The sequence below is a fragment of the Maritimibacter alexandrii genome (assembly GCF_005871115.1).
GTDB lineage: Bacteria > Pseudomonadota > Alphaproteobacteria > Rhodobacterales > Rhodobacteraceae > Maritimibacter > Maritimibacter alkaliphilus.
Window position 1 is genome coordinate 812,517 of the sequence record NZ_SWKQ01000011.1, and the last position, 21,767, is coordinate 834,283.

The window sequence follows — 21,767 nt, forward strand, 5'->3', positions numbered from 1 at the left end:
TGGCCGGTGCTTTCCATCCGGGGGCTCGTGTGATTGAACCGTGATTAGGGCAAAGCCCAATGGAAGGAAAGAATATGGCCGATCAGCTTTTGGACATCGGCGCGAAAGCGCCCGCGTTTTCCCTGCCCCGCGATGGTGGCGATACCGTGTCGCTCGACGATTTCGCGGGCAAACCCGTGGTTCTGTTTTTCTACCCCAAAGCCTCGACCCCCGGCTGCACCAACGAGGCGCTGGATTTCACCCGGCTGCATCAGGCGTTCGTCGATGCGGGTGCGGTGGTTCTGGGCGCGTCCAAGGACAGCGTGAAGAAGCAGGAGAATTTCGCGGCCAAACAAGAGCTGACCGTGCCGCTTCTGTCCGATGCCGAGGGGACGCTGTGTGAGGATTACGGCGTCTGGGGTGAAAAGAAGATGTACGGCAAGACCTTCATGGGGATCACCCGCACCACCTATCTCATCGGCGCGGACGGCAAGATCGCGCAGGTCTGGCCCAAGGTGAAGGTGCCGGGTCACGCGGACGAGGTGCTGGCGGCGGTCAAGGCGCTTTGAGCCAGACGCTTGCCGAAATGGCGGTGGAGGTTCTCACCACCGCCGACGGGCGCGAAAAGACCGCCCTGTCGCGCAGACATGCGGCCACGTGGTTCGCGGCGCGCGCGGCGGGCGATCCGCTGCCCATCGGGCGGGCCGATCCCCCCGACTTTCCAGCAAGACCCGCGCGACCGCAGTTGCTCGACCCGCGCGACGTGCCGCGCAGGCGACCCGGCAGCCCCGAGGGGCGTAATGCGATCCTGCACGCGATCGCGCACATCGAGCTGAACGCGGTGGACCTGCATTGGGACATCATTCCGCGTTTCGCGGACACGCCCATGCCCGCCGGTTTTTATGACGACTGGGTGAAGGCGGCGGATGACGAGTCGAAGCATTTCAACCTCGTATGCGATGCGCTCGAAGCGCAGGGAAGCCATTATGGCGCCCTGCCCGCCCATGCGGGCATGTGGCGCGCGGCCGAGGATACGGCGCAGGATCTGATGGGCCGGCTCGCGGTCGTTCCGATGGTGCTGGAGGCGCGCGGGCTCGACGTGACGCCCGGCATGATCGAGATTTTCCGTCAGGCGAAGGACACGCGGTCGGTGGCCGCGCTGGAGGTGATCTATGCCGAAGAGGTCGCGCATGTCGCCTATGGGTCCAAGTGGTTTCACTTTCTGTGCGGGCGGCTCGAGGCCGACCCCAAGGATGCCTTCCACGATCTCGTGCGTCGCTACTTCCACGGCGGGCTGAAACCGCCCTTCAACGAGGAAAAGCGCGCCGAGGCCGGGATGCCCCCCGATTTCTATTGGCCGTTGGCATCTGAACCCTCGCGCTGACCCAGCGAAATCGGCAGGTTCCTGCCCGATGCGACCCCCTGACCCGACCAAAAGGGTGATAAATTGTTGCACTTATGCAGTATCGCACGGTAAGGACCGACAAGCGCGCCGTTGGGGAACAGACGCGCAAGAATTGGGATGGGGCAATCAGACGGTGACAGCGTGCTGAACACAGTGGCCTACAGGTTTAACCGACGGCTCGAAAAGAGTTTTCCTGAGCAGCGGCTCTTTCTGCGCTCGGAACAGGGAACCCGCTTCGTGATCCTGACGCCGACCGTGCAACTGGTCGCTTGGGTCGTCAGCGCCGCCTTCGTCGCCTGGGCCATTATCGCCACCGCCGTCCTTCTGATGGATTCCGTGTCATCGGGCAGCGTGCGCGAGCAATCGCAACGCGAGCAACGTCTGTATGAAGAACGCCTGCGCACCCTTGCCGACCAGCGCGACGCCCGCGCCGCCGAAGCTGTCGCGGCGCAGGAACGCTTCAACCTCGCCCTCGCCCAGATTTCCGAAATGCAATCCGAGCTTCTCGCGTCGGAAGAGCATCGCCGCGAACTGGAAACCGGGATCAACGTGATCCAGTCGACGCTGCGGCGGACGATGAACGAACGCGACGATGCGCGCGGGTCGCTCGAAGCCATGCTGGCCGAGGCGCGGGGCGAAGACGGCTCGGGCCAGGCTCCCGTCATGGTCAGCGGCGAGGATATGAGCCAGACCGTCGCCGTGCTGACCGCCGCTTTGGAAGCGACCGCCACGGAACGCGACGCCGCCTTGGCCGAAGCCGCCGAGGCCAAGACCGCCACCGACGACCTGATCTACGAGGCGCGGCTGCGCGACGAGCGCAACAACCAGATCTTCAGCCAGCTCGAAGAGGCGGTGACCGTCAGCCTCGAACCGCTCGACAAGATGTTCTCGGCCGCGGGCATGTCCACAGACAATATCCTTGCACAGGTCCGGCGCGGCTATTCCGGTCAGGGTGGACCGTTGATGCCGATGATCCTGTCCACCAAAGGCGAAGAGCCGAGCGAGGACATGGAGCGCGCCAACCAAATCCTGAATGAGCTGGACCGCATGAACATGTACCGGATCGCCGCTGAAAAGCTGCCGTTCTACATGCCCGTGCGTCCGGGCACATTCCGCTATACCTCGGGCTTCGGCACCCGTTGGGGCCGCCTGCACGCGGGCACCGACATGGCCGGGCCGGTCGGGACGCCGATCTACGCGACCGCCGATGGTGTCGTGACCCATGCCGACTGGCAATCCGGTTATGGTCGGCTCATCAAAGTGCAGCACGAGTTCGGGCTTGAAACCCGCTATGCCCATTTGTCGCGCATCCGGGTCAAGAAAGGCCAAAGGGTCTCGCGCGGGGACCTGATTGGTGATATGGGCAATTCCGGACGGTCCACCGGCCCCCATCTCCACTACGAAGTGCGCGTGGGCGGCAAGGCTGTGAATCCAATGACATATATCAAGGCAGGACGAGATGTTTTCTAAGAGCCGCATCAACGAACCGGGCCCCAAGGCGGGCGAGTCTGAAACCAAACCGGCAGGGGAAACGTCTATGCCGAAACCTCCGGCGTCCAGCGCCTCCTCGTCGGCCCCGATGCCGAGCACGCCCAAGGCGAAAGCCCCGGCCTCGACCTTGTCGTCGGACCTGACGGTGGTGGGCAACCTGCGCTCGACCGGCGACATCCTTGTCGAAGGCACGATCGAGGGCGACATCCGCGCCCACATGCTGACGGTCGGTGAAAGCGCCACCGTGAAGGGCGAAGTGGTCGCCGACGACGTGGTCGTCAACGGCCGCATCGTGGGCCGTCTGCGCGGCCTCAAGGTGCGCCTGACCTCGACCGCCCGTGTCGAAGGCGACATCATCCACAAGACCATCGCGATCGAAAGCGGTGCGCATTTCGAAGGCTCGGTTCAGCGTCAGGAAGACCCGCTGAACAACGGCGGCGCCCCGCGCCCCAAGGCCGCCGCGCCGCAGCAGCAGGCCCCGGCCCAGCAGCCCGCGCCGAAGCCCGCGCAGAACTGATCGGGATCTGATCCGATTTTGAAGGCCGCCCCGACCGGGCGGCCTTTTTCATTCCGGGTGGACGAGCGCCCTTCGATACAGGTGCCAGGTGGCATGGCCCAGCACCGGCAGCGCGATGAACAGGCCCAGAAACGCCGGGATCATCGCGGCGAACAGGATCACCGCGATCACGATCCCCCACAGGATCATCACCCCCCGGTTCGCCGCCACGAATTGCCACGACACGATCATCGCCGTGATGAAATCGAGTTCCTTGTCCAGAAGCAGCGGCAAGCTGACCACGGTCAGAGAAAACAGGACATAGGCCGTCACCGCCCCGACGAGCGTGCCGACGCCGAGCATCTTGATCCCGTTGAAAGAAAAGATCGTGTGCTGCCAGTCGGTCAGGATGTTCTGCATCGGCATGAGGCCGAGAAAGAGCGCGAAGATCATGTGGGCGATGAACACCCAGAACAGAAAGATCATGATGATGACCGCGGCCATCGACGGGATCTGGCGGTCTTTCTGGCGGAACACCACCCCGATGATCTCGGACCAGCGGCAGCCCATGCCGCCCTGCAAGTTCGCATCCCTCAGTTCCAGCCGTCGCGACACCTCATACAGCCCGACGGCAAGGAACGGGGCGAGGAGCGGGAATCCCAGCGCGACCGGAATGATCGAATAGCTCTGATCGGCGCGTTGCAGTTGCAGGACGAGGATGATGCCGCCCACGACATAAAAGGCCGCGAAGAACAGGCCGATCAGCGGGACGCGCGTGAAGTCGCGCCACCCGGCCCTCAGCACTTCGCCGATCACTGATGCGGAAACGGTCGCGACCTTGGGGGTCGGCGACGGTTCGGTCGCGGTGATGTCTGTCAAATGTCCCTCCCGCACGAAAGTTGTCACCTGTCGCGCGGTTCAGATTTGATCCGATGAATGTGTTTCGGTCAAGCGGCCGAATGCGGGGGTCGCATCCGTTTCGCATTCACACGATGTGCAGGTGGCGCGTTTCGACGCGGCCCACAGGTGCGACTTAGTCTTCCGCGTTGGCCTCGGCCCGGCTCTTGCCCGCCACGTCCATCGCCAGCGTCGCGGCCATCAGCCCGTCGAGGTCGCCGTCCAGCACACCTTGGGTATCGGACGTCTCGAACGAGGTCCGCAGGTCTTTGACCATCTGATAGGGCTGGAGAACGTAGGACCGGATCTGGTTGCCCCAGCCCGCATCGCCCTTGTTCTCATGCGCCTCGTTGATGGCTTGGTTCCGGCGGTCGAGCTCCATCTGATAAAGCCTTGATTTCAGGGCTTTCATCGCGATGTCGCGGTTCTGGTGCTGGGACTTTTCCGAACTGGTCACGACGATCCCGGTGGGGATGTGCGTGATCCGCACGGCGGAGTCCGTGGTGTTGACGTGCTGGCCGCCCGCCCCGGACGAGCGGTAGGTGTCGATGCGGATGTCGTTCGGCGCGACCTCGACCTCGATGTTGTCGTCCACGACCGGGTAGACCCAGACCGACGAGAACGAGGTGTGGCGACGGGCGGCGCTGTCGTAAGGCGAGATACGCACCAGACGATGAACGCCGCTTTCCGATTTCAGCCAACCATAGGCATTGTGCCCGGAGATTTTGTAGGTGGCGGATTTGATGCCGGCCTCTTCGCCCGGTGTGGTGGACTGAAGCTCGACCTTGTAGCCATGCGCCTCGGCCCAGCGGACGTACATGCGCGCCAGCATAGACGCCCAGTCGCAGCTTTCGGTGCCGCCCGCGCCCGAGTGGACTTCGAGAAACGTGTCGTTGGGGTCGGCCTCGCCATTCAGAAGCGCCTCGATCTCGGCGGCGGCGGCGCGTTCCTTGAGCGCCTTCAACGCGGCTTCGGCGTCCTTGACGACCTCGTCGTCGTCCTCCATCTCGCCCAGTTCGATCAACTCGACGCTGTCGTTCTTTTCCTGCTCCATCGCCTTGTAGCCGTCCATCTGGGCCACCAGCGACTGGCGTTCGCGCATGAGTTTCTGCGCCCGGTCGGGATCGTTCCAAAGCTCCGGATCCTCGGTCATCGCGTTCAGCTCTTCCAGCCGGTGCTCGGCGGTTTCCCAGCCGATCCGTTGCCGAAGAAGGGCCAGCGATTTCTCGATGGCGTCCACGTTGTTCTGAGCCTCTGCCCGCATGGTCGTTCCTCTGCGCGTTATCCGCGTCTACCTATCAACGGTGCGGGGACGCGGCAAGGTGCGAGCGGTCAAACCGGCGTGCCGATACGCCGGTCGATGGCAAGGGCCAGCCCGTCGACGACCGCCGTGAAGGCCTCGGACCGCTCGAGCGTGGCCGCCGGGCAGACGCTGTGCGCCGCGCCTTCGACCAGCGACATGAGCGACGAGCCCCCGACGAGGACGACACGGGAGATGTCGGCGGGTTTCACCGTGGCCCGGTCGAGCGTTTCGCGGATCGCCTGGGTGAGCGTGGCGGTCTGGTCGGCCAGTGCCGCATCCATCGTGGCGCGGGTGATATCGGCGGCAAGGCCCGGTTCCACCAGCCCCATCGCCACGCGCCCTGCCCCATCCGGACCGTTCGCGGCGATCTTGCCCCGCTCCACGGCGAAGGCGAGGTCGTGGCCGAGTTCCTCGTCGATCACGGTGGCGAGGCGTTCGATCAGGACGGGTTCAACCGCGTGCTTGTGGTAGTCCTTTATCGTGCGCCGGGTTTCGGGGCTGTAAAGGAACGGGATCTTGGCCCATGTAGCGAGATCGACATAGAGCGCTTTGGGCATGGGCAGACGGCCCGCCCCCATGTCGCGCGTAAGCTGGCTGCCGTGGCCCAGAAGCGGCATCACATGGGTGAGCGAGATCGACTGGTCGAAATCGGTGCCGCCGAGACGAATGCCATGGGAGGACAGGATTTCGGCGCCCTCCGGACCCTCGCGAAAAACCGAGAAATCCGAGGTGCCGCCGCCGATATCGACCACGAGGCCAAGCCCCTCGCCCTTGCCCGCCGCAAGGGCCGCGGCCTCGGGTTCATAGACGAAGCGCAGGTGCTCGAAGCCCGCCGCGCGGTAGCAGGCGGCGAGGTCGTCCTGCGCGCGGGCGTCGCGCTCGGGATCGTTCGAGTGGAAATGCACGGGGCGGCCCGAAACGGCGCTGGTGAAGGTCATGCGCGTCATATCCTCGGCCCGCGTCTTCACCTCCCGCAAGAACGCGGTGACCACGGCGGCGAGCGACTGGCGCTTGCCGCCGATGAGTTTGCTTTCGTGAAACAGCGACGTACCGAGCACGCTTTTCAGCGCCCGCATGTAGCGCCCCTCGGCGCCTGCAATCAGCGCCTCGCCCGCCTGGGTTCCGATCCGCATCGCGCCGCCGGTGGGAAAAAAGACCGCCGTGGGCAGCGTGTCGTTCCCCGCCTCGAGCGGCACGCGGAAGGCCTTGCCGCCCATCAGCACGGCGGCGGCCGAGTTCGACGTGCCGAAGTCGATGGCAAGGGTGCGTTGTGGGTCGGACATGGGGGCGCTCCTCGGGAAGCACCCGGTTTATCCGGGGGGCGTATGGGCTGCAAGGTGTTGCGCTGCGGCTTGCGCCGCATCGCGATGTTGGGGAGAGGCCAGCCTCTCCCCAAACCCCTCTCCGGGATATTTTGGACCGGAAAGAGGACGGGTCAGGTGCGCATCGTCTGACCGTTCGAGAACATGTGGACCTTTTCGGCCTCGGCAGTCAGGCGCACGGTGTTTCCGCGCAGGTCCTTATGGATGCCGGGGAGCTTGGCGATGAGCGGTTCGGCCCCCTCTTCGGCCACGAAGTAGAGCAGCGTCACCTCGCCCAGCCGTTCGACGTAATCGACGGTGGCTTCGAGGATGTAATTCTCGCCGTCCTGCGCGATGCGGAAATCTTCGGGGCGGATACCGATGTTGACCGCGCGGCCCTTGTCCGCCTCCTGTGTCGGGACGTTGGAGCGGGCAATGCCGTGCCCTGTCACGTTCACGGTGGTCTCGGCGCCCGTCGCTTCGACCTTGCCCGGAAGCAGGTTCATCGAGGGCGAGCCGATGAACTGGGCCACGAATTCGTTGTCGGGGGTTTCATAGAGCTCGAGCGGGCTGCCGACCTGAGCGATGCCCTTATTGGCGAGCACCACGATCTTGTCGGCAAGCGTCATCGCTTCGACCTGATCGTGGGTGACGTAGATCATCGTGCTATCCGGCATCGATTCCTTGAGTTGCGCGATCTCGATCCGGGTCGCGACACGCAGCGCGGCGTCGAGGTTCGAGAGCGGCTCGTCGAACAGGTAGACCTTGGGGTCGCGCACGATGGCGCGCCCGATGGCGACCCGCTGGCGCTGGCCGCCGGAGAGTTCTTTCGGCAGGCGGTCCAGAAGCGGGTCGAGTTGAAGAATCTTGGCCGCGCGGCGCACGCTCGCGTCGATCTCGTCTTTCGACTTCTTCGCGATCTTCAGCGCGAAGGACATGTTGTCGTAGACCGTCATGTGCGGATAGAGCGCGTAGCTTTGGAACACCATCGCGATGCCCCGTTCGCTGGGCGGGATGTCGTTCACCACCAGCCCGTCGATTTCGAGCGTGCCGGAGGTGATCTTTTCCAGCCCCGCGATCATGCGCAGAAGCGTGGACTTGCCGCAGCCGGAGGGGCCGACGAAAACGATCAGTTCCCCGGTCTTGATGTCGAGGTCGATGTTTTTCAGCACCTCGACCTTGCCGCCGTAGGTCTTGCCCACTCCGGTCAGTTTCAGATCAGCCATGTTCTCCTCCCCGGCCCTTGTCAGGCCTCTTCTTGTTCGATTGGCCTGAGCAAGATCGACGGTTGCCAATGGGCCAGATGGATCTCGCCGTCGAGCCGCGGGTGTGCGGCGTTGAGTTCCGCGCCGATCTCAAGCCACCCCTCTCCCCTGGGCGGCGTGATGCTGACCGGGACTTCGCCCAGGTTGATCGCGAAAAAGATTTCTTCGGTGTCCGACACGCGGCGGAACGACAGCACCTGACCATAGGCGCGCAGATCCTCGAGACGCCCTTTTTTGAGCGCGGTATGGCTGTGGCGGAACGCGATGGCGCGACGGTAATGGTGCAAAAGCGCGCCGGGGTCGGCATCGGCCTTGTCCACGGCGAGCGCGAGGTGTTCGGCGGGCACCGGAAGCCACGCGTTGCCGCCGTTGGTGAAGCCGCCAAGTGCGCGGTCGTGGTCCCAGACCATCGGGGTGCGGCAGCCGTCGCGGCCCTTGAATTCGGGCCAAAATTCGATGCCGTAGGGGTCTTGCAGGTCTTCGAAGGCAAGCTCGGCTTCCGGAAGGCCAAGCTCTTCGCCCTGATAGATGCAGGCCGAGCCCTTGAGGCACATCATGAGGGTGGCGAAGCCGCGCGCGGCGGCGGGCGACAGATCCCAGCGCGAGATGTGGCGCACGACGTCATGGTTGGAATAGGCCCAGCAGGCCCAGCCGTCGGGCGCGTAATCCTCGATCGCCTGGAGCGTCTCGGCGACATAGCCGGCGGAGGGCGTGGAACCCGAGAGCAGTTCGAAGGCATAGCACATCTGCATCAGGTCGTCGCCCTTGGTGTATTCGCCAAGGATTTCCAGCCCACGCTGGTCGTCGCCCACCTCGCCCACGGCGGCGGCGTTGTAGTGCTTCATCAGGTCGCGCAGTTTGCGCAGGAAGATCAGGTTTTCGGGCCGCGACTTGTCGTAGAGGTGGTTCTGCCACGTATAGGGGTTCACGGCGGGCGCGGTCTTGGCCTGCCGTTCCTCGGGCTTCAGCGGCGGGTTGTTCCTGAGTTCGGCATCGTGGGTGTAGAAGTTGATGGTGTCGAGCCGGAAGCCGTCGACGCCGCGATCCAGCCAAAACCGGGCAACGCCCAAGAGCGCGTCCTGCACCTCGTCGTTGTGGAAGTTGAGGTCGGGCTGCGAGGTCAGGAAGTTGTGGAGGTAGTATTGCAGGCGGGTCGAGTCCCACTGCCATGCGCTGCCCCCGAAGATCGACAACCAGTTGTTGGGCGGCGTGCCGTCGGGCTTGGCATCGGCCCAGACATACCAGTCGGCGCGCGGGTTTTCCCGGCTCGCGCGGCTGGTTTTGAACCAGGGGTGTTCGTCCGAGGTGTGCGACAGGACGAGGTCGATCATCACCTTGAGGCCGAGGGTATGCGCGGTTTCTATCACCGCGTCGAAATCGGCCAGCGTGCCGAACATCGGATCGACATCGAAGTAATCCGACACGTCGTAGCCGAAATCCTTCATCGGCGAGGTGAAGAACGGCGAAATCCAGATCGCATCGACGCCGAGGGAGGCGATGTAGGGCAGACGCCCGACGATGCCCAGAAGGTCACCGATGCCGTCCCCGTTGGAGTCCTGATAGCTGCGCGGATAGATCTGATAGATCACCGCACCTCGCCACCAGTCCGGGTCTTTCTCCAGATGGGTCATTTTCGGTGCGGCTTGGGTCGTTACGTTCACGAGAACCTCATTTTACCGATCCGGCCAGCAGGCCCCGGACCAGGTAGCGTTGCATGAAGAAGAAGACGAGCAGCGGGACCGCCATCGACACGAAGGCCGCCGTGGCGAGAATTTCCCAGTTGCCCCCACGTGTGCCGAGAAGCTCGACGATGTGGCGTGTCATGACGGTCGTGTCCCCCGACGAGTCCACGAGAAACACGATGGCCACAAGCAGGTCGTTCCATGTCCAGAGGAATTGGAAGATCGCGAAGCTCGCCAGTGCCGGAAAACTGAGCGGAAGGATGATTTTTATGAAGATCTGGAAATCCGTCGCCCCGTCGACGCGCGCATTTTCGATGATGTCGCGCGGCAAACCGGCCATGTAGTTTCGCAAGAGATAGACCGCGAGGGGGAGCCCGAAGCCGGTATGGGCCAGCCAGACCCCCAGATAGCCCTTTCCGATCCCGATCGAGAGGTGGAGTTTCAAAAGCGGGATCAGGGCGAGTTGCAGGGGGACCACCAACAGCGCCACGATGAAGGCGATCAGCAGCGTGCGACCCGGAAAATCCATCCATGCCAGCGCATAGGCCGCGAAGGCCGCGAACAGGATCGGGATGATGGTCGCCGGGATCGTCACCGTCAGCGTGTTGAAGAACGCCTTGGAGATATTGTCGGACGAGCCGCCGAACAGCATGTTGTCGTAGTTTCTGAGCGTGAATTCCGGCGGCTGGGTGGCGGTGACGAAGAACCGCTGCCCCCGGCCCGAAATCTGCTCGTCGTTCCCGGTCCAGCGATAGGTGCCGTCTTCGTTGAGCGTCAGGGTTTCCCCGTCACCCAGATCGGCGGTTTCGCCGGGCGCATAGGCCGAGACATCGCGGCTCGACGTGCCCCACGAGGCGATATTGGCCTCGGCGTTTTCGAAGATGACGCCTTCCACCACGAAGACGTCCCCGTCCTGCACACGGCCGTCCGGGTCGGCGGTGCGGAATTGTTCGGTCTGTTCGGTCGGGAAAAAGGCTTTCCACCACCCCGAAGACGAAATCTGATCGGCCGTGCGGAAGGACGACACGAGCAGACCCACGGTGGGGAAAATCCACAGCAGAACGATCAGGATGACGCTGATGTTGACGGCCCAGCCAAGCGCCGGTTTGCGGCCCGCGATATTGTCCATCAGCGCATCTCCTTGCGGGCCTGGCGCACGTTCCAGACGAGGATGGGCAGGACGAGCAGCATGATGACCATCGCGCTCGCCGAACCCACGCCCCAGTCGTTCGCGCGGAAAAGCTTGTCGTACATGTAGTTCGCCAAAACCTGCGTGCCCCATTGGCCGTTGGTCATGGCAAAGACAATGTCGAAGATCTTGAGGACGAGGATCGTGATCGTCGTCCAGACCACCATGATCGTCGGCATGATCTGCGGCACCTTGATCTTGAAGAAGATCTGGAACGGGTTCGCGCCGTCGACGATGGCGGCTTCGATGGTTTCCTCGGGGATACCGCGCAGCGCCGCCGACAGGATGACCATGGCGAACCCGGTCTGAATCCAGATGAGAACGACCATGAGAAGGAAGTTGTTCAGACCGGGGATCGTCAGCCACGTCTGCGGCTCGGCCCCGCCCAAGGCCAGATAGACCGCGTTCAGGATGCCGATCTGTTCCTCGCCCGCCGGGCGATAGTCGTAGATCAGTTTGAAGATCACCGACGCGCCGACGAAGCTGATCGCCATCGGCATGAAGATGATCGACTTGGCAATATTCCCCCACGACAGCCGGTCGGTGAGCTGGGCGATGATGAGGCCGAACAGCGTGGACAGACCCGGCACCACGAGGAGCCAGAAGAAGTTGTTGCGCAACGCTTCCCAGAATTTCGGTTCGCGCAGCATCTGCTGGTAGTTCGAGGTTCCGGCCCATTCGTAGCCGCCCGGCACCCGATCGGTGAACGACAGGCGGATCGTTTCGACCACCGGATAGGCGAGGTAGAGGCAGAGGGCGAAGAGCGCGGGAAACAGGAACAGCCAAGGGCGGATCATGTTGGCACGGTTGATGTTGCGGCCCGCGTTCTTGCCGCGTGCCGGGAACAGAACCCGGTCGAGCAACAGGTTGGAGAGATAGAAATATCCGATGGCGGCGATGACGGCGACACCGACGGTCAGCACGGCCTGAATGGCTGGATGCATCTTGCTCCCCCCTGAAGTCTAAGGACGGGAGAGCGGGCCGTCATGCGGCCCGCCCCCGTATTCGCACAGGATCAGCTTATTTCAGGGCGTCCCAGCTGTCCTGAATTTCCTGCGTGACCTCTTCGGCGGATTTGCCGCCGGCGAAATCGACCATGCCGGTCCAGAACGACCCGGCGCCGACACCGCCCGGCATCAGGTCGGACCCGTCGAAGCGGAAGGTCGTGGCGTTGGTCAGGATCTCGCCCTGTGCCCGCACCGTGTCATCCGCATAGGCCTCGGGATTGGCGCTCTTGAGCGGGGTCAGGAACGCGCCCTGCGACATCATGATCTCGTTCGCGAAGGCGGTCTGGAAGAACTGCATCAGGCCGCGCGTGGCCTCGCTGTCGTCCGTGATCGCCATGAGCGTGCCCGCCCCCAGGACCGGGGTGCCGAGGTCTTTTTCGGCATAGGCCGGGAAGTAGAAGAAATCGACGTCGGCACCGACTTCGGTGCCTTCCGGGAAATAGGCCGGGATGAACGACGCCTGACGGTGCATCATGCACTGCGGCGGCGCGTCGAACAGACCTTTGGGCGAGTCGCGGAAATCGACCGAGGCCACGGCTTCGCGCCCGCCGGACACCCGGTCACCGTCGAGGAACCAGCCGAATTCGTTGATCGCTTCGATGACGGCGGGGTCGTTGAACGGCATTTCGTTCGTCACCCATTGGTCATAGACCGCCGGTTCCTGCGTGCGCAGCATCAGATCCTCGACCCAGTCGGTCGCGGGCCAGCCGGTCGCGGCGCCGGAGCCAAGGCCGATGCACCACGGGGTTTCGCCGTCCTCGACCATCTGATCCGTCAGCGCCTTCAGGTCTTCCATCGTCTCGGGCACTTCGTAGCCGAAGTCCTCGAAGTTCTCGGGGATGTACCAGACCAGCGACTTGACGTTCACGTTGAAGAAGAAGCCGTAAAGGTTCTCTTCCCCGCTTTCGTTCTCATAGGTGCCCAGATCGACCCAGGATTGCCCGGCGGCGTAGTTGTCGGTGATCCAGGCCGCGGTTTCGTCGGACAGCGGCGACAGGAACCCGCGCGACGCCATGTTGGCGGCCAGACCCGGCTGCGGGAACACGGCGATGTTCGGGGCCGATCCGGCTTCCGCATCCACAACGATCTGTTGCTCCATCGAGTCCGAGCCGACATAGGACACGCTCGCCCCGGTCGCCTCTTCGAAGAAATCGAGCAGGTTGTTGAAGCTGTCCTGTTCCCCGGCCAGCCACGGACCGAGGATCGTCACCTCCTGCCCGGAATAGTCGTGCTCGGCGGCGAAGGCATCGAGACCCTCCCAGTCATAGGGGCCTTCGCCGGGCGTGAACATTCCGCCTTCGTGGCTCGCGGCATGGGCAAAGCCCGCGCTCAGCGCCAGAACGGCCGCGCTCGCGATCAGTTTCCGTTTCATGCAATCCTCCCAGAATGTGCGCCTTTGGCGCGTTTTTTGGCTTTGATTTCAAAGGGTCCGGCACGCGCGAGTCGCCTGCTCCAAACCGTTTTGGATGCCTGAAACTTGCGTATGACCTGCCATGTGTCAATGCGGATTCCCGTGATGCACACCATTTATGCTTGTTTTCCTTACGTCTGCGCAGCACAAACGCAGACCTTTGACGGAAGCCGCGTGAATCGTTACCGTCGGCAAAATCCAAAGCGGTTTGAAAGCGATGACCCTCAAAGAGCTCGCCAAGGCCCTGAGCCTGTCTCCGACCACCGTCAGCCGCGCGCTGAACGGGTTCCCGGAGGTGTCCGAGGCGACGCGCAAGCGGGTTCAGGCCGCCGCCGATGCCTATGGATACCGCCCGAACATGCGCGCCAGATCACTCGCCACGGGCCGCGCCATGGCGATCGGGCACGTCATCCCGCTGGCCTCGGAGCATGAGATGGTGAACCCGGTGTTCGCGGATTTCATCGCGGGTGCGGGCGAGGTCTATTCCAAGTCGGGTTACGACATGCTGATTTCCATCGTGCCCGAAGCGGAACAGGAACGCGCTTACGAAGAGTTCAAGCACAAGGCGTCGGTGGACGGGATCATCGTTCACGCCCCACGGTCGGGCGACCAGCGCATCAAGCTGCTGAAAGCCGTCGGCATTCCCTTCGTCGTCCACGGTCGCGCTTCGAAAAGCGACGAGGCGTATTCCTGGGTCGATATGAACAACCTCAGGGCTTTCCAGCGGGCCACGAATTTCCTCCTCGATCTCGGACACCGCCGCATCGCGCTTATCAACGGGCTCGAGGATATGGATTTCGCGATCCGCCGCCGCGCCGGATTCGAGGCGGCGCATGAGGAACGCGGGATAACCTACGATGAAAGCTTGATGTTCTCGGGCGAGATGACCGAGAAATTCGGGCATGACACGACCGCCGCGCTGCTTGCGCGCCCCGACGCGCCGACCGCGATCATCACCTCGTCCATGATCCCCGCCATCGGCATCCGACGCGCGATCCGCGAGGCGAACCTTGAAATGGGCCGCGACGTGTCGGTCATCATCCATGACGACGACCTGTCCTATCTGCCCAACGGGCGCGACGATCCGATCTTCACCGCCACGAGGTCTTCGGTGCGCGAGGCCGGGCGGCGGGCGGCGACCATGCTGCTCGACATCATCGCCAACGGCTCGGACACCCCCCGCACCTCGCTGATGGAGGCCGAACTGCTGATCGGCCAGTCCACCGGCCCTGCCCCGGCCCACGCCAGAACGACGGACCCCGTATGACGCTTTCGCATTCCCGCAAGGATTTTCCCGAAGACTTCCTCTTCGGTGTCTCGACCTCGGCCTATCAGATCGAAGGGCACCAATTCGGCGGCGCCGGGTCGACCCATTGGGATACCTTCGCCGCCACCCCCGGCAATGTCGTCAATGCCGAGGACGGCGCGCGGGCCTGCGATCACTACCACCGCTGGCCCGAAGACCTCGACCTGATCCGGGACGGAAATTTCGACGTCTACCGGTTTTCGGCAAGCTGGGCGCGGGTGCTGCCCGAGGGGCGCGGGACGCCCAATGCCGACGGGCTGGACTATTACGACCGGCTGGTCGACGGGATGCTGGAGCGCGGTATCAAACCGGCGCTGACGCTGTATCACTGGGAGCTGCCGTCGGCGCTGTCCGACAGGGGCGGCTGGACCCACCCCGACGTCGCCAAATGGTTCGCGGATTATGCCACGGTTCTGATGGACCGGATCGGCGACCGCATCTGGTCGACCGCCACGATCAACGAGTTCTGGTGCGTCAGCTGGCTCAGTCATTTTCTCGGCATCCACGCGCCGGGCCTGCGCGACATTCGCGCGGGCGCGCGGGCGATCCACAATGTGCTGAAGGCGCATGGCATGGGGATCGAAGCAATGCGGGCGGCAGGGCATGACAATCTGGGCGCGGTCTTCAACCTCGAATACACGATGCCGTCCGAGAACACCGACGACGCGAAACGCGCGGCCGCGACCTATGACGCGATCTTCAACCGCACATTCCTTGGTGCGGCGTTCCACGGCACCTACCCGGACGAGATGCTAGCGGGGCTGGAGACGCATCTGCCCGTGGGCTGGCAGGACGACATGGCCACGATCCGCCAACCGCTCGACTGGTGCGGGATCAACTATTACACGCGCAAGATCATCAGACCCGTCCCCGGCCCCTTCCCCGCGCATGAGGAAATTCCCGGCCCCCTGCCCAAAACCGACATGGGGTGGGAGATCTTTCCAGACGGCCTCACCCATTTCCTGACCCATGTTGCCAAGTCCTATTCCGGTGACCTGCCGCTTTACGTGACCGAAAACGGCATGGCGGCCCCGGATGTGCTGGACAACGGTGCTGTGCAAGACGACGCGCGCATCGCCTATCTCGACGCGCATCTGGGCGCCGTGCGCGAAGCCATCGCGCAGGGTGCGCCGGTGAAGGGCTATTTCGCATGGTCGCTTCTGGACAACTACGAATGGGCCTTGGGCTACGGCAAACGCTTCGGCCTGGTGCATGTGGATTTCGACAGCCTTGATCGCACCCCGAAGGCGTCCTACCAAGACATGGCCCGTGCGCTGACGCGCACCTGACACCTTCAGAACGACCGGACCCTGCCCATGACCGCCAACGCCCTCACCCTCGTCGCCGATATCGGCGGCACGAACACCCGCGTCGCACTGGCCGAGGGGAACCGCGTGCTCACCGACACGGTCGAGCGGTTCAAGAACGCCGACTATCCGGGGTTGGAGACGGTGCTGAACGCCTATCTCGACGCGCATGGGCGGCCCGATTGCGCAGGCGCCTGCGTCGCGCTCGCCGGCCCCGTGCGCGACGGCGTGGGCACGATGACGAACCTCGACTGGACCATCGACGCCGAAACCGTGGGGCGTGCGGCGCAGGCCGAAACGGTCGATGTCATCAACGACCTTCAGGCACAGGGTCATGCGCTCGACCATATTGCCGATGGGTGTCTGGAGACGATCGTCGGCGGACCGGCCGCCCCTTCCCATGCGGCCAAGCTCGTGATCGGGGTCGGCACCGGGTTCAACTGCGCCCCCGTCCACGAAACCCCTGCCGGGCGACTCGTCGTTCCGTCCGAGGCGGGTCATGCGAACCTGCCGATCCGTTCGACCGAGGAACTGGACCTCTGCCGCGATTTCGAAACCGCGCATGGCTTTCCGGCGGTCGAGGACGTGCTGTCGGGCCGTGGCCTCGCCCATGTCGCGAACTGGATGAGCCGCCGCGCCGGACAGGCCCGCGAATATTCCGCGGCGCAGGTCATGGAACTGGCCGAAACCGGCGATGACCTCGCACGTGAGGCGCTGGCGTTCTTCGTGCGCATCCTCGGCACCGTGACGGGCAACCTGTCGCTGATCCACTTGCCCTTCGGCGGTGTTTTCCTGATCGGCGGTGTCGCGCGGGCCGTCGGGCCATACCTCGTCGAGATGGGATTCGACGACGCCATGCGCGACAAGGGCCGCTTCGCCGGGTTCATGAAGAATTTCCCGGTCTACCTCGTCTCCGACGACTACGCCGCTCTGACCGGCTGCGCCCGTCATCTGGCGCAGAAACTCGCCCCCGGAAAATCCGTCTCGGGGTAAGCCAATCTTAACGACCCCTGCCGTATCCCGGTGACGTGACCGGATCGACAAAGGGGCCGCATGTGATGATTGACGACCGCCCAGGCGCGAGGGCAGCGGAATGAGCGCCACGATTTCCCTGCAACCGAAACTCGACCTCAGAGCCGCCGGACCCTTGCGCGACGATCTGCTCGCGCAGGCGGATCAGGACGTGGTGCTGGACGCCACGCATGTGACGCAGATTGGCGGCCTCGCGCTTCAGGTGATCCGGGCCGCCGCACGAAGCTGGGCCGAAGCGGGCCGGTCGCTGACGTTCGAGAATGCCTCGACCACGGTGTGCGACCAGCTTTCGCTTCTCGGCTTCAACCCGGACACCCTGACGACGTGGGAGGCCGAGACATGACGATGCACGTCCTTGCCGTCGACGACAGCCGCACCATGCGCGACATGGTCCGTCTCGCCCTGAACGCGGAAGGCATTGAAACGCACGTGGCGGAAGATGGGGTTCATGGGCTCGAGGTGCTGGATGACATGGCCCCGCCCGACGCGATCATCACCGATATCAACATGCCGCGGCTCGATGGCTTCGGGTTCATCGACGCCGTGCGCGCACGTGAAGAATATCGCTCGATCCCCATCCTCGTCCTGACCACCGAAAGCGCGGCCGACATGAAGGCGCGGGCACGCGATGCCGGGGCGACCGGCTGGATCGTGAAGCCGTTCGACCCGGCCAAGCTGGTCAAGGCGCTCAGAATGGTAGCGGGGTAAGGTCATGTCCGATCCGATGGCGGAAATCCGGGCCTCGTTCTTCATCGAATGCGAAGAACTGCTCGAAGCCCTGCAAGACGGCCTGCAAACGATGTATGACGGCGCAGGCGACGGCGAGACGGTAAATGTCGTGTTCCGTGCGGTGCATTCGATCAAGGGCGGCGCGGGCGCATTCGGGCTGGACGGCCTCGTCAGCTTCGCCCACCGGTTCGAGACGGCTCTGGACGAGGTGCGCGGCGGCAATCTGGTGGCCGATGCCGCAGTCCTGAAACTGTTCTTCACCTGCAACGACATACTGGGCGACCTCGTGCGGGAAAGCCGCGACGGGATTGACCATGACAGGACACGCACCGATCCGGTACTTGCGGAGCTCGACGCGCTTCTGGGCGGCCCGGTCGAAGCGGAGGCTTCGCCCGAGGAGGCGATCGATTTCGAAGTCACGACACTCGCCTTCGATCTCGATCTCGGATTGCCGGACACCGACACGGACCCGGACCCGACGTGGCGAGTTCGCTTCCAACCCGGCCCCATGCTCTATGCGAACGGCAACGAGCCGCTGTTTCTCTTTCGGTCCCTGCGCGATCTGGGGGAGCTCGACGTCACTTGTCACGACAACGACCTCCCGCCGCTGGCGGACTTGGACTGCGAACACGCGCATCTCGGTTGGGATTTGTCGCTGACGACGTCGGAGGATCGTGCGGCGATCGTCGAAGCCTTCGATTTCGTCGAAGGGCTGTGTGCGCTCGACATCGAGCCGCTTGACGGCGACCCGGCCCTTACGGACCTCGCCGTCCTTTCCGCGTTGAACGACGCCGTCGAGGAGGCTGAAACCGTCGACACCGAACCGACGGCAAATCCGGATCTCGTTGAAGATGCCGAAGCCCCGGACGAACCGCAGATGGACGTCGCTCCCCCGGTAGCCGCACCTTCCGCCGCTCCAGCGCCGGAACGCGCCGCCCAACCGGCGACCCCTGCCCCCGCCACGCCGCGTGCCACCGTTCGCGTCGATCTGGACCGCATCGACCGCCTGGTGAACCTCGTAGGCGAAATCGTCATCAACCAAGCCATGCTCAGTCAAAGCGTCGAAGCAGCGGGCATTCCCCCGAACTCGCCCGTGCGCACCGGGCTCGAGGAATTCCAACAACTGACGCGCGACATTCAGGAAAGCGTCATGATGATCCGGGCGCAGCCGGTCAAATCGCTGTTCCAACGCATGTCGCGCATCGTGCGCGAAGCCTCCGCCGACATCGGCAAGGACGTCCGGCTGCGAACCGAGGGCGAGAATACCGAGGTCGACAAGACCGTCATCGAACGTCTGGCCGACCCCCTGACCCACATGATCCGAAATGCTGTGGATCACGGTCTTGAACAGAACGACCTGCGCGAAAAGGCGGGCAAACCGCGCGAAGGCACCGTCTATCTCACGGCGACCCATCGTTCCGGGCGCGTCGTCATCGAGGTCGCCGACGACGGGGCCGGCATCAACCGCCCGAAGGTTCTAAAGAAGGCGATCGAAAAGGATCTGATCCCCGCCGACAGCCAGCTTTCGGACAGCGAAATAGACAACCTCCTGTTCCTGCCCGGCTTTTCGACGGCCGATGAAATCTCGAACCTGTCCGGTCGCGGCGTCGGCATGGACGTTGTCCGCAGTTCGATCCAGTCCCTCGGCGGTCGCATATCGATCCAGTCGGACCCCGGTGCCGGCACGACCTTTTCCATCTCCCTCCCCCTGACGCTGGCAGTGCTGGACGGCATGGTGGTCCGCGTGGCTGGTGAAACGCTCGTCGTTCCGCTCAACGCGATTTTCGAAACCCTTGCCGTGACGCAAGAGGATCTGCGCGCCTTCGGGCCATCCACGCACGTGATCAATATCCGCGACAGTTTCGTCCCACTCATCGATCTCGGCACCGAGCTTGGCTACCGGACACCCCTCGACGACTACACGGGCGGCGTGGTGCTGCTCATCGGGCAAGAAGACGGCCTGTCCGCCGCAGTGGTCGTGGATGCCATCGAAGACCAGCGGCAAGTGGTCATCAAAGGCCTTCAGGAATCCTATGGCCGCGTGCCCGGAATCGCGGCGGCCACCATCTTGGGCGATGGTCAGATCGCTCTGATCCTCGACCCCATCGACCTGATCGCCCAAGCCTCGGGGCTTACCAAGATCTCATCCGCCGTCAGCGGGCCAAAAACGCTTTCAGGTTCCTCTTCGCACGGAGACTTCACATGACCGATCCCGATACGCTGGCAGACAAGACGACCGATGGCTCGGTCCGCGAGTATCTGTCCTTCCTCGTAGGGCGGCAGGACTACTGCGTCGATATCATGCAGGTTCGCGAAATCCGTGGCGGGGCCAAGGCGACGACGCTGCCTCATTCGCCACCCTACATGATCGGCGTGATCAACCTGCGCGGCACGGTCCTTCCGATCATGGATCTTGCGGGGCGCCTCGAACTGGGTACGGAAACGGACAGCGAGCGGAATGTGATCATTGTGGTGGCCATCGGTGAACGGGTCGTCGGCCTTATGGTCGATGCGGTTTCGGACATCCTCGCCATATCTGAAGACGATCTTCAGCAGCCCCCCGACCTTCCAGCGGATCAGCAACGCAGCTTCGTCTCCGCGCTGACGATTATGGACAACCGCATGATCCGCGTGCTCGACCTCGGCGCCGTGATACCGCATTCGGACGAGGAAGCCGCGTGAGCTCTGACCTCCACCACGTAAAGGGCGGGCGGTCTCAAGACTTCACGCTCCAGGGGCCGATCATGTCCCCCGACTCGTTTCGTCGCCTCGCACACATCGCCATGCGGGAAGCGGGCCTCGCTATCGCCGATAACAAATCCGACATGGTCCGCACACGCCTCGCCCGCAGGCTCAGGCACCTCGGCCTGTCCAGTTACGAAGGGTATTGCGATCTTGTCGAGCGACCAGAAGGCGCGGACGAACTTGGTCAACTGATTTCCGCGCTTACGACGAACGTTTCTCACTTCTTCCGCGAAAGCCATCACTTCGATCTCCTCTCCACGGAAGTCGCAAAGGACCTGCTCGAAAGAGCGGGTGCAGGTCAGCCCACGCGGATTTGGTCTGCAGGCTGCGCAAATGGGCAGGAGCCATACACGATCGCGATGGTGCTCAATGGCGTTGGGCTGGGACCAGAAAACGGGTGCAAGATCCTTGCGACTGACATCGATCCGGATGTGATCTCGTTCGCACGAATCGGCGCCTATCCGAAGCAAATGCTCGGCGGGCTTTCGGACGAGCATCTGTCGCGCTACTTTCAAGCCGATGGATCGGGCACGTTCAATGCCAAAGACGCATTGCGCGATGCGGTGACGTTTCGCGTTCTCAATCTCTTGAAACCGTGGCCGATGACAGGTCGCTTCGATGCCGTTTTCTGCCGTAACGTCGTGATCTACTTCGATAAAGAGACCCAGACGCGGCTTTGGTCGAAATTCGCCGAACGTATCCGGCCGGGCGGCTGGCTTTTTCTGGGCCATAGCGAGCGTATCTCGCCATGCGCGGAAGCCTACTTCGCAAAATCGAGTGTCACCGCATATCGCCGGACCGACGTCCCGATCACGGCCACGGGAAAGGAAAGCTGATGCCGCTTAGAGACCAGATCAGAATTCTTGTCGTTGACGATATGTCGACAAGCCGCGGCCTCCTAACACAGGCGTTGGACGGTTTCGGGGTGCGGCAGGTTGAAACGGCCGCAGACGGTCAGTCAGCGCTCCAGAAAATCGCGCGGTGGCCGGTTCATCTTGTCATTTCGGACATGAACATGCCCGGTATGAACGGTTTGCAGCTGCTTCACGCACTCCGGTCCGGCGCACAAACGCGCCGGGTCGGGTTCCTATTGATCACCGGCAAAGCCGACAAGACAATCATCGAGACCGGTAAAAAGCTCGGGATGAACAATTTCCTCCCGAAACCCTTTCAGCCGGACGATCTGCGCAAATCGATCGAAGCTATCGTCGGACGCCTTTGA

The 21,767-nt window shown here is 63.4% G+C and carries 21 protein-coding genes; 13 read left to right on the top strand and 8 right to left on the bottom strand.

Annotation, left to right across the window (positions count from 1 at the left end; translation table 11 throughout):
- The first annotated feature begins 59 nt into the window (after window positions 1–59).
- The 4 genes from bcp to FCT00_RS12110 all read left to right on the top strand — a co-directional run bounded on the left by bcp (window position 60) and on the right by FCT00_RS12110 (window position 3,392).
- Window positions 60–548: a thioredoxin-dependent thiol peroxidase gene (bcp, locus tag FCT00_RS12095; RefSeq protein ID WP_008328823.1), complete on the top strand. Its 489-nt coding sequence runs from the start codon at window positions 60–62 to the stop codon at window positions 546–548.
- Window positions 549–565: 17 nt separating this feature from the next.
- On the top strand, window positions 566–1,363 hold the full coding sequence (locus FCT00_RS12100; protein ID WP_138423198.1) for a ferritin-like domain-containing protein: 798 nt from the start codon (window positions 566–568) through the stop codon (window positions 1,361–1,363).
- A gap of 162 nt (window positions 1,364–1,525) precedes the next feature.
- Complete coding sequence (locus FCT00_RS12105) at window positions 1,526–2,854, top strand: M23 family metallopeptidase (RefSeq protein ID WP_235889017.1); 1,329 nt, start codon at window positions 1,526–1,528, stop codon at window positions 2,852–2,854.
- Window positions 2,844–3,392 (top strand): bactofilin family protein, encoded by a 549-nt coding sequence (locus FCT00_RS12110; protein WP_040884369.1) that lies wholly within the window; start codon window positions 2,844–2,846, stop codon window positions 3,390–3,392. Before FCT00_RS12105 ends, FCT00_RS12110 begins: the two co-directional genes overlap by 11 nt.
- A 48-nt stretch (window positions 3,393–3,440) precedes the next feature.
- On the opposite strand, the gene FCT00_RS12115 is transcribed toward FCT00_RS12110, so the two are convergent.
- The 8 genes from FCT00_RS12115 to FCT00_RS12150 form a co-directional block, all read right to left on the bottom strand.
- Window positions 3,441–4,250 (bottom strand): DUF2189 domain-containing protein, encoded by an 810-nt coding sequence (locus FCT00_RS12115; RefSeq protein ID WP_008328827.1) that lies wholly within the window; start codon window positions 4,248–4,250, stop codon window positions 3,441–3,443.
- A 154-nt stretch (window positions 4,251–4,404) separates the two neighbouring features.
- Window positions 4,405–5,532 (bottom strand): peptide chain release factor 2, encoded by a 1,128-nt coding sequence (gene prfB / locus FCT00_RS12120; protein ID WP_008328828.1) that lies wholly within the window; start codon window positions 5,530–5,532, stop codon window positions 4,405–4,407.
- Between the two features lie 68 nt (window positions 5,533–5,600).
- Window positions 5,601–6,854, bottom strand: coding sequence for an Hsp70 family protein (locus FCT00_RS12125; RefSeq protein ID WP_138423199.1), 1,254 nt, complete (start codon window positions 6,852–6,854; stop codon window positions 5,601–5,603).
- Window positions 6,855–7,006: 152 nt separating this feature from the next.
- A complete protein-coding gene (locus tag FCT00_RS12130) occupies window positions 7,007–8,098 on the bottom strand; it encodes an ABC transporter ATP-binding protein (RefSeq protein WP_138423200.1) in 1,092 nt (363 codons plus the stop codon).
- Window positions 8,099–8,118: 20 nt separating this feature from the next.
- Window positions 8,119–9,768, bottom strand: coding sequence for an alpha-glucosidase (locus FCT00_RS12135; RefSeq protein WP_171042971.1), 1,650 nt, complete (start codon window positions 9,766–9,768; stop codon window positions 8,119–8,121).
- Window positions 9,769–9,805: 37 nt separating this feature from the next.
- Complete coding sequence (locus FCT00_RS12140) at window positions 9,806–10,948, bottom strand: carbohydrate ABC transporter permease (RefSeq protein ID WP_138423201.1); 1,143 nt, start codon at window positions 10,946–10,948, stop codon at window positions 9,806–9,808.
- Window positions 10,948–11,952: a carbohydrate ABC transporter permease gene (locus FCT00_RS12145; RefSeq protein ID WP_138423202.1), complete on the bottom strand. Its 1,005-nt coding sequence runs from the start codon at window positions 11,950–11,952 to the stop codon at window positions 10,948–10,950. Before FCT00_RS12145 ends, FCT00_RS12140 begins: the two co-directional genes overlap by 1 nt.
- Window positions 11,953–12,028: 76 nt before the next feature.
- The gene (locus FCT00_RS12150) at window positions 12,029–13,387 is read right to left on the bottom strand and encodes an ABC transporter substrate-binding protein (protein WP_008328834.1); all 1,359 of its coding nucleotides are present in this window, start codon (window positions 13,385–13,387) and stop codon (window positions 12,029–12,031) included.
- Window positions 13,388–13,643: 256 nt separating this feature from the next.
- Between FCT00_RS12150 and FCT00_RS12155 the strand changes: the two genes are divergently transcribed.
- The 9 genes from FCT00_RS12155 (at window position 13,644) to FCT00_RS12195 (ending at window position 21,767) form a co-directional block, all read left to right on the top strand.
- Window positions 13,644–14,693: a LacI family DNA-binding transcriptional regulator gene (locus tag FCT00_RS12155; protein WP_138423203.1), complete on the top strand. Its 1,050-nt coding sequence runs from the start codon at window positions 13,644–13,646 to the stop codon at window positions 14,691–14,693.
- The gene (locus FCT00_RS12160) at window positions 14,690–16,021 is read left to right on the top strand and encodes a GH1 family beta-glucosidase (protein WP_138423204.1); all 1,332 of its coding nucleotides are present in this window, start codon (window positions 14,690–14,692) and stop codon (window positions 16,019–16,021) included. Before FCT00_RS12155 ends, FCT00_RS12160 begins: the two co-directional genes overlap by 4 nt.
- 27 nt (window positions 16,022–16,048) lie before the next feature.
- Window positions 16,049–17,032: a glucokinase gene (locus FCT00_RS12165; RefSeq protein ID WP_138423205.1), complete on the top strand. Its 984-nt coding sequence runs from the start codon at window positions 16,049–16,051 to the stop codon at window positions 17,030–17,032.
- Between the two features lie 100 nt (window positions 17,033–17,132).
- Window positions 17,133–17,414 (top strand): STAS domain-containing protein, encoded by a 282-nt coding sequence (locus tag FCT00_RS12170; protein ID WP_040884374.1) that lies wholly within the window; start codon window positions 17,133–17,135, stop codon window positions 17,412–17,414.
- Window positions 17,411–17,779 (top strand): response regulator, encoded by a 369-nt coding sequence (locus tag FCT00_RS12175; protein WP_008328839.1) that lies wholly within the window; start codon window positions 17,411–17,413, stop codon window positions 17,777–17,779. Before FCT00_RS12170 ends, FCT00_RS12175 begins: the two co-directional genes overlap by 4 nt.
- A gap of 4 nt (window positions 17,780–17,783) precedes the next feature.
- Complete coding sequence (locus tag FCT00_RS12180; RefSeq protein ID WP_138423206.1) at window positions 17,784–20,006, top strand: chemotaxis protein CheA; 2,223 nt, start codon at window positions 17,784–17,786, stop codon at window positions 20,004–20,006.
- The gene (locus tag FCT00_RS12185) at window positions 20,003–20,482 is read left to right on the top strand and encodes a chemotaxis protein CheW (RefSeq protein ID WP_138423207.1); all 480 of its coding nucleotides are present in this window, start codon (window positions 20,003–20,005) and stop codon (window positions 20,480–20,482) included. The genes FCT00_RS12180 and FCT00_RS12185 overlap by 4 nt, the downstream gene beginning before the upstream one ends.
- On the top strand, window positions 20,479–21,381 hold the full coding sequence (locus FCT00_RS12190; protein ID WP_235889020.1) for a CheR family methyltransferase: 903 nt from the start codon (window positions 20,479–20,481) through the stop codon (window positions 21,379–21,381). Before FCT00_RS12185 ends, FCT00_RS12190 begins: the two co-directional genes overlap by 4 nt.
- The gene (locus tag FCT00_RS12195) at window positions 21,381–21,767 is read left to right on the top strand and encodes a response regulator (protein WP_138423208.1); all 387 of its coding nucleotides are present in this window, start codon (window positions 21,381–21,383) and stop codon (window positions 21,765–21,767) included. The genes FCT00_RS12190 and FCT00_RS12195 overlap by 1 nt, the downstream gene beginning before the upstream one ends.

Coding starts and splice junctions, on each gene's coding strand:
- bcp (WP_008328823.1), top strand. CDS start 60: ATGGAAGGAAAGAATATGGCCGATCAGCTTTTGGACATCGGCGCGAAA.
- FCT00_RS12100 (WP_138423198.1), top strand. CDS start 566: ATGGCGGTGGAGGTTCTCACCACCGCCGACGGGCGCGAAAAGACCGCC.
- FCT00_RS12110 (WP_040884369.1), top strand. CDS start 2,844: ATGTTTTCTAAGAGCCGCATCAACGAACCGGGCCCCAAGGCGGGCGAG.
- prfB (WP_008328828.1), bottom strand. CDS start 5,532: ATGCGGGCAGAGGCTCAGAACAACGTGGACGCCATCGAGAAATCGCTG.
- FCT00_RS12125 (WP_138423199.1), bottom strand. CDS start 6,854: ATGTCCGACCCACAACGCACCCTTGCCATCGACTTCGGCACGTCGAAC.
- FCT00_RS12130 (WP_138423200.1), bottom strand. CDS start 8,098: ATGGCTGATCTGAAACTGACCGGAGTGGGCAAGACCTACGGCGGCAAG.
- FCT00_RS12135 (WP_171042971.1), bottom strand. CDS start 9,768: ATGACCCATCTGGAGAAAGACCCGGACTGGTGGCGAGGTGCGGTGATC.
- FCT00_RS12140 (WP_138423201.1), bottom strand. CDS start 10,948: ATGGACAATATCGCGGGCCGCAAACCGGCGCTTGGCTGGGCCGTCAAC.
- FCT00_RS12145 (WP_138423202.1), bottom strand. CDS start 11,952: ATGCATCCAGCCATTCAGGCCGTGCTGACCGTCGGTGTCGCCGTCATC.
- FCT00_RS12150 (WP_008328834.1), bottom strand. CDS start 13,387: ATGAAACGGAAACTGATCGCGAGCGCGGCCGTTCTGGCGCTGAGCGCG.
- FCT00_RS12155 (WP_138423203.1), top strand. CDS start 13,644: ATGACCCTCAAAGAGCTCGCCAAGGCCCTGAGCCTGTCTCCGACCACC.
- FCT00_RS12160 (WP_138423204.1), top strand. CDS start 14,690: ATGACGCTTTCGCATTCCCGCAAGGATTTTCCCGAAGACTTCCTCTTC.
- FCT00_RS12165 (WP_138423205.1), top strand. CDS start 16,049: ATGACCGCCAACGCCCTCACCCTCGTCGCCGATATCGGCGGCACGAAC.
- FCT00_RS12170 (WP_040884374.1), top strand. CDS start 17,133: ATGAGCGCCACGATTTCCCTGCAACCGAAACTCGACCTCAGAGCCGCC.
- FCT00_RS12175 (WP_008328839.1), top strand. CDS start 17,411: ATGACGATGCACGTCCTTGCCGTCGACGACAGCCGCACCATGCGCGAC.
- FCT00_RS12180 (WP_138423206.1), top strand. CDS start 17,784: ATGTCCGATCCGATGGCGGAAATCCGGGCCTCGTTCTTCATCGAATGC.
- FCT00_RS12185 (WP_138423207.1), top strand. CDS start 20,003: ATGACCGATCCCGATACGCTGGCAGACAAGACGACCGATGGCTCGGTC.
- FCT00_RS12195 (WP_138423208.1), top strand. CDS start 21,381: ATGCCGCTTAGAGACCAGATCAGAATTCTTGTCGTTGACGATATGTCG.